13 protein-coding genes are annotated in these 14,703 nt (G+C 73.7%); 2 read left to right on the top strand and 11 right to left on the bottom strand.

Annotated features, from left to right (window positions below; translation table 11 throughout):
* Positions 1–586 precede the first annotated feature (586 nt).
* Positions 587–1,255, top strand: coding sequence for a bifunctional DNA primase/polymerase (locus ACFVVX_RS30420; protein ID WP_387950266.1), 669 nt, complete (start codon positions 587–589; stop codon positions 1,253–1,255).
* A 98-nt stretch (positions 1,256–1,353) separates the two neighbouring features.
* On the opposite strand, the gene ftsY is transcribed toward ACFVVX_RS30420, so the two are convergent.
* The 6 genes from ftsY to ACFVVX_RS30390 form a co-directional block, all read right to left on the bottom strand.
* Entirely contained in the window at positions 1,354–2,553 is a 1,200-nt protein-coding gene (ftsY, locus tag ACFVVX_RS30415; RefSeq protein WP_387950265.1) for a signal recognition particle-docking protein FtsY, read from the bottom strand.
* A gap of 103 nt (positions 2,554–2,656) precedes the next feature.
* Positions 2,657–6,274: a chromosome segregation protein SMC gene (gene smc / locus ACFVVX_RS30410; protein ID WP_387950263.1), complete on the bottom strand. Its 3,618-nt coding sequence runs from the start codon at positions 6,272–6,274 to the stop codon at positions 2,657–2,659.
* A gap of 174 nt (positions 6,275–6,448) precedes the next feature.
* Positions 6,449–6,652 carry a hypothetical protein gene (locus ACFVVX_RS30405; RefSeq protein WP_148642783.1) on the bottom strand — a complete coding sequence of 68 codons (204 nt, stop codon included), beginning with the start codon at positions 6,650–6,652 and terminating at the stop codon, positions 6,449–6,451.
* A 423-nt stretch (positions 6,653–7,075) separates the two neighbouring features.
* Complete coding sequence (locus tag ACFVVX_RS30400) at positions 7,076–7,375, bottom strand: acylphosphatase (protein ID WP_387950261.1); 300 nt, start codon at positions 7,373–7,375, stop codon at positions 7,076–7,078.
* Positions 7,376–7,447: 72 nt separating this feature from the next.
* Entirely contained in the window at positions 7,448–7,936 is a 489-nt protein-coding gene (locus ACFVVX_RS30395; RefSeq protein WP_387950259.1) for a winged helix-turn-helix transcriptional regulator, read from the bottom strand.
* A 163-nt stretch (positions 7,937–8,099) separates the two neighbouring features.
* Positions 8,100–9,482: a hypothetical protein gene (locus tag ACFVVX_RS30390; RefSeq protein ID WP_387950257.1), complete on the bottom strand. Its 1,383-nt coding sequence runs from the start codon at positions 9,480–9,482 to the stop codon at positions 8,100–8,102.
* Positions 9,483–9,796: 314 nt separating this feature from the next.
* On the opposite strand from ACFVVX_RS30390, the gene ACFVVX_RS30385 reads away from it, so the two are divergent.
* Complete coding sequence (locus ACFVVX_RS30385; protein WP_387950256.1) at positions 9,797–10,714, top strand: hypothetical protein; 918 nt, start codon at positions 9,797–9,799, stop codon at positions 10,712–10,714.
* Between the two features lie 9 nt (positions 10,715–10,723).
* On the opposite strand, the gene mutM is transcribed toward ACFVVX_RS30385, so the two are convergent.
* The 5 genes from mutM to ACFVVX_RS30360 form a co-directional block, all read right to left on the bottom strand.
* Positions 10,724–11,617, bottom strand: coding sequence for a bifunctional DNA-formamidopyrimidine glycosylase/DNA-(apurinic or apyrimidinic site) lyase (gene mutM / locus ACFVVX_RS30380; RefSeq protein WP_387950255.1), 894 nt, complete (start codon positions 11,615–11,617; stop codon positions 10,724–10,726).
* Between the two features lie 51 nt (positions 11,618–11,668).
* Positions 11,669–12,445: a ribonuclease III gene (gene rnc, locus ACFVVX_RS30375; protein WP_387950253.1), complete on the bottom strand. Its 777-nt coding sequence runs from the start codon at positions 12,443–12,445 to the stop codon at positions 11,669–11,671.
* Positions 12,446–12,464: 19 nt separating this feature from the next.
* Complete coding sequence (rpmF, locus tag ACFVVX_RS30370) at positions 12,465–12,638, bottom strand: 50S ribosomal protein L32 (protein WP_188303282.1); 174 nt, start codon at positions 12,636–12,638, stop codon at positions 12,465–12,467.
* 2 nt (positions 12,639–12,640) lie between these two features.
* Positions 12,641–13,285, bottom strand: a complete 645-nt coding sequence (locus ACFVVX_RS30365; protein WP_387950251.1) for a YceD family protein — start codon at positions 13,283–13,285, stop codon at positions 12,641–12,643.
* Between the two features lie 160 nt (positions 13,286–13,445).
* On the bottom strand, positions 13,446–14,621 hold the full coding sequence (locus ACFVVX_RS30360; RefSeq protein WP_387950249.1) for a cell division initiation protein: 1,176 nt from the start codon (positions 14,619–14,621) through the stop codon (positions 13,446–13,448).
* Positions 14,622–14,703 lie beyond the last annotated feature (82 nt).

Raw genomic sequence — 14,703 nt, 5'->3', positions numbered from 1 at the left:
CCCCGGTCCGGGGCCCCGATCGTGACTGCCCGACGGTTGCGGGCTCTTGCCAGACGTGCCGTACCTGAGAGGTCCTGCCGCACTGTTGTCGTACTGGTGTGCCATCCTGGCGGACGGTGCGTCAGTTCCCCCAACTCCCGCCCCCAGAGGGCCTGGAGTGAACTCCCCGACGCGGTCCGCGTGCTGAACGTAATGCCCCTGTGAGCCGTCCGGGGAGCGGCCCTGGCGAAACGCCACCTTTCGCCACCCCCAGGAGTGAACCGAAGCAGGACGGCACACGCTTCACTAGGTAGTCCCGACGGTCCGGCATATGCGGGCCGCCAAGTCCGCAGCGGCACCTCGGCAACAACGGCAACACACAGCAGTCACAGGCGAGTTTGCAGCCCGCCCTGATCGACGGCAGCCCCGCGCACACGACGATCCGGCATCGGCCCCGCCCGCCACAAGGCGGCGCCCGAGGCGCACCACCACAACAGGCGCACTCCACGCGCTGCGCGCCGCCACCGCACAACGCACGACGCAACGGAAAAGCAACACACAGTCACCATCCCGTAACCACCGGCAACGAGAACCTGTTGGGGGAGGCATGGACAACCTGTTCGGCGAACTTCGACTGGGGCATCTGCGGCTGGCACCGCTGGGCGCACGCCGCCGCAGCCGGGTCACCGCGTCCCAGGCGGCCGCGGAGTACACCGGCCGCTGGGGCTGGGCGGTCGTCGCCGGCACCGCGGGCGGCTCCACCACCCCGGCCCGCTGTCACTGCGGCACCCCGCGCTGCGCCGCCCCTGGCCTGCACCCCGCAGGTGGCGAGAGCGCGGGCGCGGCCTGCGACGACGCGCCCGTGCTGTTCCCGGCCGGCCGCGCCTTCGACGTCCTGGACGTCCCGGAGCAGGCCGGTCTGCAGGCCCTGGTCCGGCTGGAACGGATGGGCACCCAGGTGGGCCCGGTGCTCGCCGCGCCGACCGGCCGACTGCAGTTCCTGGTGGCCGCCGGCACCGCCCGCCGGCTGCCCGACCTGCTGTACCGGATGGGCTGGGACGACGCCGCCCTCGACCTCGCCTGCCACGGCGAGGGCAGCTACGTGGCCGCGCCGCCCACCGTGCTCGGCGGCCTCGGCCCGGTGCGCTGGCTGCGCCGTCCGAACCGCGACAACGCCGGGTGCCCGCCCGAGGCCCGGCTGCTGCTCGGCACCCTCGCCTACGCCTGCCACCGCAGCCGCGAGCGCACCGCCGAACCGGCCTGGCTGGCCTCGTAGCGGACACGGCGAAGGGCCCGCCCCTCACGGAGCGGACCCTTCACCGGACCGAGGCCGAAACCCTGGACCGAGGTCGAAACCGGCGCCGAACCTGCGGCTCAGTCGCCGATCAGCGCGTCGACGAAGGCGCCCGGCTCGAACGGCGCCAGGTCGTCGGCGCCCTCCCCGAGACCGATCAGCTTCACCGGGACGCCCAGGTCCCGCTGCACCGCGACCACGATGCCACCCTTGGCGGTGCCGTCCAGCTTGGTCAGCACGATGCCGGTGATGTCGACCACCTCGGCGAAGACCCGGGCCTGGATCAGCCCGTTCTGCCCGGTGGTGGCGTCCAGGACCAGCAGTACCTCGTCCACCGGGCCGTGCTTCTCGACCACCCGCTTGACCTTGCCCAGCTCGTCCATCAGGCCGGTCTTGGTGTGCAGTCGGCCGGCGGTGTCCACCAGCACGGTGTCGGCACCCTCGGCGATGCCCTCCTTGACCGCGTCGAAGGCGATCGAGGCCGGGTCGCCGCCCTCGGGCCCGCGCACGGTCCGCGCGCCGACCCGCTCGCCCCAGGTCTGCAGCTGGTCGGCGGCGGCCGCCCGGAAGGTGTCGGCGGCGCCGAGCACCACCTTGCGGCCGTCGGCGACCAGGACCCGGGCCAGCTTGCCGGTGGTGGTGGTCTTGCCGACGCCGTTCACGCCGACCACCAGGACCACGGCCGGGCCCGCCTCGTGCTTGGTGGAGTGCACCGTGCGGTCGGCGTCCTTGCCGACCAGCTCGACCAGCTCCTCGCGCAGCAGGGCGCGCAGCTCCTCCGGGGTGCGGGTACCGAGCACCTTGACCCGGGTGCGCAGCCGCTCGACCAGCTCCTGGGTGGGGGCCACGCCGACGTCGGCGGTCAGCAGGGTCTCCTCGACCTCCTCCCAGGTGTCCTCGTCCAGGCGCTCGCGCGAGAGCAGCGTGAGCAGGCCCTTGCCGAGCGAGTTCTGCGAGCGGGAGAGCCGCGAGCGCAGCCGGACCAGCCGGCCTGCGGTGGGCTCGGGGACGTCGAGGGCCGGGGCCTCCTCGACCTCGACCGTCTCGGGGACGGCCTCGGCCTCGGGGAGCTCGACCTCCTCGACCGTGCGTCGGGGCTCCTCGGTCGGCGGCGCGGACTCCTCGCCGACCTGGGGCTCTTGCGGGGTCGGGGGCGCCGTGATGACCGGCGCCTGCGACTTCGGGGGCAGCTGCTGGCGTCGTCTGCCGGAAACGACGAGGCCGGCGATCGCGCCGACGGCGACCACGGCGATGACTACGGCAAGAATCACGTATTCCATAACGTGAACCAGTATCCGTGACGGCGGGCGGGACGGACCGCAGGCGGACTGGCCGTCTCCGACGGATCTCGGCGCGAATCCGGCCGGATCGGCAGGAGACGGACTACGCCGGTGCGCCGCTGACGGCGCGCGGCTGCTCCGGGTGGCCTCCCCGGGCCCGGTGGCCGGGCGTCGCCCCGGTGCGCAGGCGCTGGCTGATCACCTGGGAGATGCCGTCGCCCTTCATGGTCACCCCGTACAGGGCGTCGGCGGACTCCATGGTGAGCTTCTGGTGGGTGATCACGATCAGCTGCGAGCTCTCCCGCAGCTCCTCCATGATCCCGACCAGCCGGCGCAGGTTGGTCTCGTCCAGCGCCGCCTCCACCTCGTCCATCACGTAGAACGGGCTGGGCCGGGCCTTGAAGATCGACACCAGCAGCGCCACCGCGGTGAGCGAGCGCTCACCGCCGGAGAGCAGCGAGAGCCGCTTCACCTTCTTGCCCGGCGGGCGGGCCTCCACCTCGACCCCGGTGGTCAGCATGTCGTCCGGGTCGGTCAGTACCAGCCGGCCCTCGCCGCCCGGGAAGAGCCGCGCGAACACGCCCTCGAACTGGGCGGCGGTGTCGAGGTACGCGGCGGTGAACAGCTGCTCGACCCGCTGGTCCACGTCCTTGACGATGTCCAGCAGGTCGCGCCGGCCGCGCTTGAGGTCGTCCAGCTGCTCGCCGAGGAACCGGTGCCGCTCCTCCAGGGCCTCGAACTCCTCCAGCGCCAGCGGGTTCACCTTGCCGAGCTGCTGGTACGCCCGTTCGGCCGCCCTGAGCCGCTTCTCCTGCTCGCCCCGGTCGTAGGGCCGCGGCTCGCCGGGCTCCTGCCCCTCCTGCGCCGGGGAGGGCGGGACGGGCAGGTCGGGGCCGTAGGAGGCGAGCAGCTCGCCGCCCTCGATGCCGAACTCCTCCAGCGCGCGGGCCTCCAGCTGCTCGATCCGCAGCCGCTTCTCGGCCCGCAGCACCTCGTCCCGGTGGCCGGCGTCGACCAGCTTGTCCAGCTCGGCCTTCAGCTCCCGGCCGTGCTCCCGGCCCTCCCTGAGCTCGGTCTCACGCGCCGCGCGCGCCTCCTCGACGGCCGCCCGCCCGGCGTCCGCGCGGGCCAGCGACACCTCCAGGCAGGCGGACAGCTGCCGGGCACCGGCCGCGACGGCGTTCGCCACCCCGGCGTCGTGCGCGGCGCGCCGGCGGCGCTCGGCGGCCCGGGCCCGCGCCTCGCGCTCGGTGCGGGCGGCCCGGTCCAACTGGTCCGCCCGGCCCGCGAGGCCGCGCACCCGCTCCTCGTGGGTGCGCACCGCGAGCCTGGCCTCCATCTCCGTCTGCCGGGCGCGGGTGGCGCCCTCGGCCAGCCGCTGCTGCTCCGCGGCGTCCGGCTCGTCCTCCCCCGCGTCCGCCGACTCCTCGGCCGCGGCGAGCCGTTCGGCCAGTTCCTCCGCGGCGGCGAGGAGTCGGGCCAGCCCCTCCTCGGCGCGGGTGGCCGCGGCCGACAGCCGCTCGGCCTCGCCGGCGGCGGCGCGGGCCTGGCCGCCGAGTCGGCCGAGGGCGCCCGCCACCTGGGCCCGCTCCTTCTCGGCCTGCCTTCGCTGGGCCGCCAGTTGCTCCAGCCCGGCTGCCGACTCCCGGCGCTGTTCGGTGAGTTCGGCCAGCCGCTCGGCCGACTCCGTGCAGCGCTCGGCCAGTTCGCCGAGCGCCCGGGCCGTCTCGTCCACCGCCGCCTGGGTCTCCAGCAGGCTCGGCGCCCCACCGGAGCCGCCCTGCGCGAAGCCGCTCCCGAGCCGGTCACCCTCCACGGTGACGGCGCTCAACCCGGGGTTTTCGACGAGGAGTTGCAGGGCGTCGTCCAGCGATTCGACCAGCACGGCGCCGGCCAGCCGGGCGCGGACGGCGGGCAGCAACCCGGCAGGTCCGTCGACCAGTTCGGCGGCCCAGCGGGCTCCGGCGGGCAACTCCCCGGCGGGTCGGTCCGCTTCACCGGCGTCCGCGATCAGCAGCGCGGCCCGTCCGGCGTCCTCCTTGTGCAGCAGCCGAAGCGCCTCGGCCGCGGTGGCGGGCGAGTCGACGGCGACGGCGTCCGCCGCCGCGCCGAGCGCCGCCGCGACGGCCGTCTCGCACCCCGGTTCGATCCGCAGCAGTGCGGCGGCCGGGCCCAGCAGGCCGGCCAGCCGGTCACCGGCGGCGAGCAGCACACCGCTGCCGTCCTTGCGGCGCAGGCCGAGCGCCAGTGCCTCGTGCCGTGCGGTCAGCCCGGCCCGCTCGCGCTCCGCCGCACCGGCCGCCTCCCGGGCTGCGGCGAGCCCGCGCTCGACGGCGGCGAGCCCGTCCCGGGCGGCCTCGTACCCGGCGTCCGCCTCTTCGTCGTCCGCCGCCAGTGCGTCGACCTGCCCCTGGAGCTCCTCGAACTCCTGCTGGGCGGCCCCGGCGCGCAGCAGCGCCTCGTCCCTGGCCTCGGCGAGCCGGCCGATCTCGGCCTCGGCGGCGCCGGCCTTGGACCGGGCGGCGGCCGCCTGGCCCTGAAGCCGGGCCAGACCCTCGCGCCGGTCGGCGATGGCCCGGGCGGCGTCCTTCAGCCGGCGCTCCTCGGCGGCCAGCCCGCGCTCCAGCTCCGCCCTGGTCTCCACCGCCTCGGCCAGCGCGTACCGGGCCTCCTCCAGGGCCCCGGCCAGCGCGTCCTCCTCCTCCCGGATGCGGGCGGCCTCCTGCTCCAGCTCCTCCGGGTCCCGCCCGCGGCGCTCCTCGATCTGCCCGCCGGCCGCGGCGTGCCGGGCCCTCGCCTCGGCCAGGCCGAGGGTGCCGCGGGTGCGCTCGGCGAGTGCGGAGAGCCGGTACCAGGTCTGCCGGGCGGCCTCCAGGCCCGGGCCGAGCTGCTGGACCTGCGCCTCCAGGACGGCTTCGCGCTGCAGCGCGCGGGCGAGCTCCTGCTCGACGGTGGAGCGGCGCAGCCGCAGCGCCAGCTCGTCGGCGATCTCCTCCTCGACCGCCTTGCGCAGCGTGAGCAGGTCGTCGGCGAGCAGCCGCAGCCGGGCGTCGCGCAGGTCGGCCTGGATGCCCGCGGCCCGCCGGGCGATCTTCGCCTGTCGGCCGAGCGGTCCGAGCTGGCGCCGCAGTTCGGCCACCAGGTCCTGGACCCGGTTGAGGTTGACCTGCATGGCGTCCAGCTTCCGCAGCGCCTTCTCCTTGCGCTTGCGGTGCTTGAGGACGCCGGCGGCCTCCTCGATGAAGGCCCGGCGGCCCATCGGGTCGGCGTGCAGGACGGAGTCGAGTTGGCCCTGGCCGACGATGACGTGCATCTCGCGGCCGATGCCGGAGTCGGAGAGCAGTTCCTGGATGTCGAGCAGCCGGCAGGTGTCGCCGTTGAGCGCGTACTCGCTGCCACCGTTGCGGAACATCGTCCGGGTGATGGTGACCTCGGCGTACTCGATGGGCAGCGCGCCGTCGGAGTTGTCGATGGTGAGGCTGACCTCGGCGCGGCCGAGCGGGGCGCGCCCGCTGGTCCCGGCGAAGATGACGTCCTCCATCTTGCCGCCGCGCAGCGACTTGGCGCCCTGCTCCCCCATGACCCAGGAGAGCGCGTCGACGACGTTGGACTTGCCCGAGCCGTTGGGGCCGACCACGCAGGTGATGCCCGGTTCGAAGCGCAGCGTGGTGGCGGAGGCGAAGGACTTGAACCCGCGCAGCGTCAGACTCTTCAGGTGCACGCGCCGGTCTCCTCATCGCTCGCCAGAGCCCCCAGCGGCGACTGTATCCGGCGGTGGGCGGCCGAACCGCCCCCGGACACGACGAAGGGACGCCACTCAGGGCGTCCCTTGCAAGCTGCGTCCCTTGCGGGGCTCTTTGCGCAACGGCGTCGATCTGTGGGGACCGGGCGGGACTCAGGTGAGAGCCGGCTCCCGCTGGTCCAGGTCGATGCTGCTGAGCAGCGAGTGCTCGTCAGCGACAGCGGTGAGAGCGTCGTTCTCAGCCTGCATCCGAAGGAGCTCGGACTCCAGGTCCTGGACGCGCTGCTGAAGCCGTCGCATCTCGGAGAGCATTCGCGGGTCGGGGCCGCCGACGTACCCGAGAAGCGCCTTTGCCATGATGAATGGTCCTCCACGCTGAGTGACCGAACCGGAACGGTACAGGTCTAGGGGGAAGGGGGACGCACGCGCGGCGCGTCACCGGTAGTGCTGGCTGGGCACTACGGCACATCCGCCGTGAGCTGGGCTCACGAGGGCATGCACCTGCCGGGTAAACGCGGTCGTGTGCGCGGGTTTCCAGCGTCTCACCAAAGACGGAAAGGGTCAACACGATCACCGCACGCTACCGCGCCCCTGTCACCTGCATGGCGGTGTCGTCACGCCAAGCGGTCTCGGGCCGGTCCACCAGATGCTCGTGGATCATCGTTCGATGCGGAGTCAACCACGAGTCTGCCCGGATGGCAACCGTATGACACCGGCAGTTGCCGATCTTTTCGCGTGATCCCGGCGGGCTCTTCGCGCGGCCCCGGCGGCCGCCACGGATCACCGGATCGCGAAGCTCTCGTACCCGTCGCCGACGGCCGTCCAGATCTCGGTGACACCGCTGACGGCGCCGGGGGTGTCCGGGCCGCGCAGCAGGGCGAGCAGCTGCTCGCAGTCGGCGGCCAGACCCTCGGCGACCACCTGGACCCGGCCGTCGCCGAGGTTGCTCGCGTAGCCGCTCAGGCCGATCTCCAGCGCCCGCGCCCTGGTCCACCAGCGGAACCCGACCTGCTGGACCTTCCCCCGCACCCAGGCGGTCACCCGGACCGGCTCGTCCCCGTGCGCGTCACGACCATGCATGCCCCGACCCTATCCGGCACGGCCCTGACCTGCCCCGTTGGACGGCTCCGGGCCGTCCCGGGCAGATGGCCGCTAGGCCTCGACGGGACCCTCCCTGGTCCAGCCGGGGCTGTGGATCTCGATCCGCAGGTCGGCGGTGCGCCCCTCCCGCCCGCACTCGCGGCAGACCCACGCCGGGTCGTACGCGTGGTCCTCGCAGCCGTCGGGGGCGTGCCGCATGCCGACCGGCGGTTCGGGCAGCAGCCAGCGGTCGCCCCAGGAGAGCAGCGCGTGGGTGAGCGGCGCCAGGTCCCGGCCGGCCTCGGTGAGGTGGTACTCGTAGCGCGGCGGGCGCTCGCTGTAGGCCCGCCGCTCCACCACGCCGGCCTCCTCCAGCGCGCGCAGCCGGGCGGTCAGCCGGTCGCGCGGGGCCCCTGTGTTGCGGGCGATCCGGTCGAAGCGGTGGTTGCCGTAGAAGAGCTCGCGGACGGCGAGCAGCGCCCACTTCTCGCCGACCACCTGGAGGGCGGCGGCGATCGAGCAGGGGCGGCCGGGGAGGGCGGAGGGGGTGCGGGAGGTCACACCGCCAGCCTGCCACACAGGGTTTCGTTTTCAAACCGGCCCGCCGACGGCCGCCCGACGCCCTGCTCGGCGGCCCGCCGGACAACGCGGGCGGCCCCCGCCGACCAGGGCGGGGGCCGCGTCACTCACGTGCTCACGCACGCGTCGCGCTCGGGGCCGCGACTCAGAAGCCGCCGCCGAAGTCCCCGCCGCCACCGCCGCCGAAGTCGCCCCCGCCACCGAAGTCCCCGCCGCCGCCACCGAATCCGCCGCCGAAGTCCCCGGAGTCGAAGTCGCCACCGGAGTAGTCGCCGCCGTCGTAGCCGGAGCCCGCGTCCATCGACCCGGCCGCGTAGGCCGGGCTGCTCATCATCGAGCCCAGCATGGTGCCGACCAGCAGACCGGGCAGCAGCCCGCCGCCGCCGAAGCCCCCGAAGTAGCCGCCGGCCCACGGGCCGTACACCGGCCCGGCGTTCCAGTACGGCTGCGGTCCGTGCTCGGTCGGCACGGTCCGGATGTCCGGGTCCTGCCCGGAGGCCAGCCGGGCCGCGTCCGCCTGGCAGACCGGGACGGTCCGCGTCGCGCCGCCGGCCGGCGCCCAGTCGGCGTCCTGCACGGACGGGCCGTGCCGCGGGTCGAAGAAGCACGGCGGACGGCGCTCCGGCAGCGGACGCTGCTCCCGCCGGGCCGCCAGGGTGGCCAGCGCGAACCGGCCGTCCTCCAGCGCCTCGGTGACCGGCTTGACGTCCGCCGGCCCCTTGGCCTCGTCCATGGTCCGCTTGGCCTGCTCGTAGGAGTCCAGGGCGTGCGCGTAGTCGGTGCGCTGGACGTCGTCGGCGTCGGCCGCTCCCGGGTTGAAGTCGAGCCGGTCGAGCTCCTCGCCGAAGGCGGTGATGTCCTCGTCCACCACCCGGCGCAGCTGCGCCAGCTCGGCGAGGCGCTGCTCCTCCTTGCGCCGCCGGGCCCGCCTGAAGAGCAGGAACACCCCGGTGCCGGCCAGGGCCAGCAGCGCCAGCGGGATCACCACGGCGGCGACCGAGACACCGCTGCCGCCGTCCACGCCGTGGCCCTTGACCTGCGGCGCGGCGGTGTCGACGAAGTCGTTCAGGGTGGCGTCGATGTCGCCCGGGTGCGAGCGGAAGGAGGCGCCCGCGATCCGCTCCGCACTGCCGCTGGGCAGCGCGGACTTGTCCGAGCGGGCCTGGAACTGGTCGCCGCGCCAGATGCCGTAGGTGCCGGTGATGCCGACCTTGGTGCGCAGGTCGGGGAAGACCGTGGTGCTGCCGTAGGGATCGGCGGCCGGGACGACCGCGATGAAGATCGGCTTGTCGGTCTTGCGGATCTTCTCGGTCAGGGCGTCGGCCTGGCTCCGGCTGAACCGGCCCTCCATCGCCGGGTCGACGTAGACCCGGCCCTGCTTGAGGGCCGCGGCGGCGTCGTCCAGCCCGCCGGCCGCCGAGGCCGCCGGAGCCAGCACGAGCAGCAGCCCGAGCAGCGCCGCCACCAGCGCCGCCGCCAGGGTCGGCGGGCCCGCAGTCCGGGACGGTCGTCGAGCAAGGGTTCTCATGCCACCGACGCTACCCCCAGCCGTCCCCGGAGGGGGCATACCCTTCGCCTACGGGTCGGGCGGCGCACCCCCACCGTCCGCCGGGGTCCGGCCCCTCCTCCGGGATGATGTTCCCCCCGGCCGTCCCCCATCCCTCCCTGAGCCGCGCGGAGCCGGGAACCGCAGGCCCGGCCCGGACGTACGTCCCGGCAGGTCCGCGGCCGTTCTCCCGGCACTCCCGGGCGTCCCGACCGTACCGCGCGACCAGGCATAGTGGTGCCGGACCTCCCGGACCATGACCTTCTCTTGACCGTTTCTCTCGATCGGAGCACCCGGTGTTCATCGGCCTCGTCACCGCCGTGGCGGCCTCCGCCTGCTACGGCACCGGATCGGTCCTGCAGGCCGTCGGATCACGCCGCTCCGCCCGGGAGGAGGCCGCCCGCGGCTCCTCGACCGGGACCACCGAGCACGGCGGCCCCAGCCTCTCCTCGACCGCGAAGGCCGCCGTCACCTGGGAGTTCATCCTCGGCACGGTGCTCGACCTGATCGGGTTCGGGCTCGGCGCGCTGGCCGCCCGGCTGCTGCCGCTGTTCCTCTCGCAGACCATCATCAGCGCCAACCTGGTGATCACCGCGGTGCTCTCCATCAAGCTGCTCGGCATCCGGCTCAAGCAGCTGGAGTGGGCCTCGATCGGCGTGCTCTGCTCGGCGCTGGTCCTGCTGGCCGTCTCCGCCGGGCCGGAGGGCGGCCACGAAGCGGCGATGTCCTTCCACTGGTGGCTGCTGGCCATCACCACCGTGCTGCTGGTCGGCGGCGGCCTGCTGGTGCGGCGGATGGGCGCGAAGGGCGCGATCGTCGCCGGTCTGCTCTCCGGTCTCGGCTTCGGCGCGCTCGGCGTCGGCGTGCGCATCCTCAACGGCGTCGACCCGTTCGAACTCGGCAAGCTGCTCTCCGACCCGGCCCTGTACGCCATCCTGGTCGGCGGTCTCGGCGGGATGTACGTGCACACCATCGCGCTGCAGATCGGCTCGGTGAACGGCGCCACCGCCGCCCTGGTGGTCGGCGAGACGGTCCTGCCCGGTGCGGTCGGCGTGCTCTGGCTCGGCGACTCCTCCAAGGCCGGCCTGGGCTGGCTCGGCGTCCTCGGCTTCCTGCTCGCCGTGGTCTCCGCCGTCGGCGTCGCCTACTTCGGCCAGGACACCCACGGCCCGGCCGAGGGCGCCCCGGCCGAGCCCGAACTCACCAAGAGCTAGCAGGGTGTCTCAGCCCCCGCTGCGCAGCCGCGGTACGCGCTGGCAGCGGGGGCAGAAGTAGCTGGAGCGGTTCATCCAGGCGGCGCGGCGGATCGCCGTACCGCAGCGGCGGCAGGGCTCGTGCTCGCGGCCGTAGGCGTCGAGGTCCCGGGAGAAGTAGCCGCTCTCGCCGTTCACGTTGACGTAGAGGCTGTCGAAGCTGGTGCCGCCGACGGCCAGGGCGGAGGTCATCACGTCCCGGGCGGCGGCCAGCAGGACGGCGGCCTGGGGGCGGGTGACGCCGGCGGTCGGCCGGTCGTAGTGCAGCCTGGAGCGCCACAGCGCCTCGTCGGCGTAGATGTTGCCGACCCCGCTGATCAGGGTCTGGTCGAGCAGCGCGCGCTTGACCGTGGTGCGCCTGGCCCGCAGCGCGGTCACGAAGGCGGCGTCGTCGAAGCGCGGGTCCAGCGGGTCGCGGGCGATGTGCGCGATGGAGACCGGGGTGCCCTCCGGGTCGTCGTCCTCGGCCTCCTCGACCGCCAGGCCGCCGAAGGTCCGCTGGTCGACGAAGCGCAGCTCGCGCCCGCCGTCGGTGAACCGCAGCCGGACCCGCAGATGCGTCTCGTCAGGCACCGCCGGGTCCTGGACGAGCAGTTGGCCGCTCATCCCGAGGTGGCCGATCAGGGAGAAGCCGCTCCCGGCCGCCGAACCGGGGGTGCCTGAGAGCGGCACCCAGAGGTACTTGCCGCGCCGCTGCGCGGTGCCGAGCGTGGAGCCGGTCAGCCGGGCGGCGAAGTCGGCCGCGCCGGCGGGCTGGCGACGCACCGCGCGCGGGTGCAGCACCTGGACGTCGGCGACCGTCCGCCCGGCGACCCAGTTCGCCAGACCGCGGCGGACGACCTCTACCTCGGGAAGTTCGGGCACCTCGACAGCCTCCAGCACGCGGGAACGGGCAGGAGGAAGGGTACTGCGTGCTCAGGCCTTGGCGCCGGGCACCCGGTCGGCGTACTTCTCCTTGATCGCACGCCAGGCGCTCTCGGCGGCCTTCTGCTCGGCTTCCTTCTTCGAGCGGCCGACGCCGCTGCCGAAGTCCTCGCCGGCCACCCGGGCCGCCGCGGTGAAGGTCTTCTCGTGGTCCGGACCGGACTCCTCGACCACGTACTCGGGCACGCCGATGCCCACCGAGGCGGTGAGCTCCTGGAGGCTGGTCTTCCAGTCCAGGCCCGCGCCCAGCTGAGAGGACTCCTCGATCAGCGGGTCGAACAACCGGTGGACGAACTCGGTGGCCGCGTCCAGGCCCTGGTCCAGGTAGACGGCGCCGATCACGGCCTCGACGGTGTCGGCGAGGATCGACGACTTGTCGCGGCCGCCGGTACCCTCCTCGCCCTTGCCGAGGCGGATGAACGTGCCGAGCTCCAGGCCCCGGCCGACGTCGGCCAGCGCCCGCGAGTTGACCACCGCGGCGCGCAGCTTGGCGAGCGTGCCCTCGGGAACGTCCGGGTGGACGCGGTAGAGGGTGTCGGTCACCACCAGGCCCAGCACCGAGTCGCCGAGGAACTCCAGGCGCTCGTTGGTAGGCAGCCCGCCGTTCTCGTACGCGTACGAGCGGTGGGTCAGAGCGCGTACCAGAAGGGCGCGCTCGAGTGTGTACCCGAGGCGCCCTTCCAGAACGTCGTATTCGGTCGAAGCCGGCCCGCCGGCCTTTCCACCATTGCTGGAGGACGACTTGCGGGAGGGGTTACCGTCCGACATCGATCCGTACACCCGCCGATCAGACCGAGAGGACCTGGCGGCGGTTGTACGTGCCGCAGCTCGGGCACGCAATGTGGCCGAGCTTCGGCTCGTGGCAGCTGTCGCACGCCACGAGGGCCGGAACGACGGCCTTCCAGTTGGACCGGCGGTGGCGCGTGTTGCTGCGCGACATCTTCCGCTTCGGAACAGCCACGGCTACTTCTCCTGGTTCTCGGCGGCACCCTCACGGGTGTCGCTGTTCTTGATCCCGTCACCCTCGTCGCCGGGGGCGGCGGAGAGTCCCTGCAGAGCCGCCCACCGGGGGTCGGCGGCGTCGTGGTGGTGCGTCGGGTCGTCGCTCAGGCGCGCTCCGCACTCGGAGCACAGGCCCAGGCAGTCGTCCTGGCACACCGGCTGCAGCGGCAGTGCGAGCACCACCGCGTCACGCAGCACCGGCTGGAGGTCGAAGAAGTCGCCCTCCAGGCGGTAAGTCTCTTCCTCCGAGTCCTCGTCGAGGTCCTCGGTCCCGGAGGTCCGGGCGCGCATGCGCTCGTCGGACTCCGGGTAGTAGTACAGCTCCTGGAAGTCCACCTCGAGGTCGTCCTCGACCGGCTCCAGGCACCGCACGCACTCGCCCTCGACGCCGGCCACGGCCGTGCCGGTGACCAGCACGCCCTCGACCACGGACTCCAGGCGGAGCTCCAGCCGGATCTCGCTCTTCTCCGGGACGCCGATCACATCGATGATCCCGAGGCCCTCGGGGGCCTCCAGAGTCCGGGACACCTTGCGCAGCGAGCCGGGGCGACGACCGAGCTCGTGCGTGTCGAACACGAGGGGGTCGCGGTGGTCGAGGCGGTTCAAGGTGTCCTGACTTCCTGAGAAAACTGATGCGCGGCGCTGCTCATCGGGTGGATGCGCGGGCAGACCGACAGCCCGACACGGAGAGGCCGGAGTGGTCAGACTACCGGAGTCTCCCGCCAGGCCCAACTTCGGCCGGGTGCCGCTCCCGCTCCGGCCCGGATCAGCGGCCGCCGAGCTCCCGCAGCCTGGTCATGTCGATCATGCTGGTGTCGAAGAAGCTGGTCTCGTCCAGACCGGGCTGCTGGGGGGCCTGCTGCGGCACCGCCGGCGGGGCGGCCGGGGGCTGCGGGTAGCCGTAGGCGTCGTACTGCTGCGCCGTGAAGCCCTGCTGCTGCTGGGGGTAGCCGTAGCCGTCCTGCTGGCCGGTCTGGTAGCCCTGCTGCTGCGGCTGCTGCTGCTGTCCGTAGCCGTACTGGGCGCCGTACGGGTCGGCCTGGCCCGCCGGGTCGAAGCCGCCGCCGTACACCTCGGCGTACTGCCCGCCCTGCTGCTGCGCGGTGGCGGCGTACTGGTCCGTGCCGGGAGCCTGCCAGCCGGCCGCGGCCGGGGTCTGCTCCGGCCAGGTCTGCTGCTGCGGCACCTCCTCGCGGTACCAGGGCACCTCTTCGCCGTCCTGGTCCGCGGCGAAGCCGGCCGCGACCGCCTCGGCGCGGTTCTTGGCCTGCTGGGCCTGGTCCGCGGCGGCCAGGTAGGCGCCCAGCTCGTCGATCGGGGCCTTGCCGAGCAGCTTGTCGCGGCCCTTGCCGACGGCCTCCAGCGTCTTGCCGAGGACGGTCTCCAGGGTGGCGAGCTTCACATCGACGTACTCGTCGACCTCGGGGCTCGGGCTGATCCGCTGCGGCTGGAACTCGTCGCCGTCGCTCTCGCCGCCGAAGTCGGTCTCGAAGACGCCGGCGTCGCCGCGCAGCTTGATGCGCCCGCGGCCGACCGAGCCCAGCGTCTTGGTCAGCACGACCTCGAAGTTGGCGAGCTTGCTGTCCACGTAGTCGTCGGCCTCGGCGCGCTTGGCCTCGACCTCGGCCCGCGCCTCCGCGAGGATGCGGTCCGCCTCGGCCTGGGCCCGGCGGACCACCTCGGTGTCGGAGATCAGCGAGCCGCGCTCGGTGTGCGCGCCGTGGATGATGCGCTCGGCCTCGGCCTGGGCGTCGGCGACCACCTGCTCGTGGTCGGCCATCACCGACTGCGCCTGGGCCAGCTCGGCGGGCAGCGCCGCCCTCAGGTCCTGGAGCAGTCCGACCAGCTCGGCTCGGTTCACCACGCAGGAGGCCGACATGGGCATCGAGCGGGCGTTCTCGACGGCCGCGACGATCTGGTCGACCTTGTTCTGCACGTCCACGGGGCTTCGTCTTTCCGTGTGCCGCCGACGGTCCGGCGGAGGCAGGCCCGGCGCGGTGGACCTCACCGCAGGGCAGGAATAC

The sequence above is a fragment of the Kitasatospora sp. NPDC058170 genome (assembly GCF_042883905.1).
In the GTDB taxonomy this organism is placed as follows: domain Bacteria; phylum Actinomycetota; class Actinomycetes; order Streptomycetales; family Streptomycetaceae; genus Kitasatospora.
Note: the sequence above shows the minus strand (reverse complement) of the source record. Positions and strands in the feature narration are given on the sequence as shown.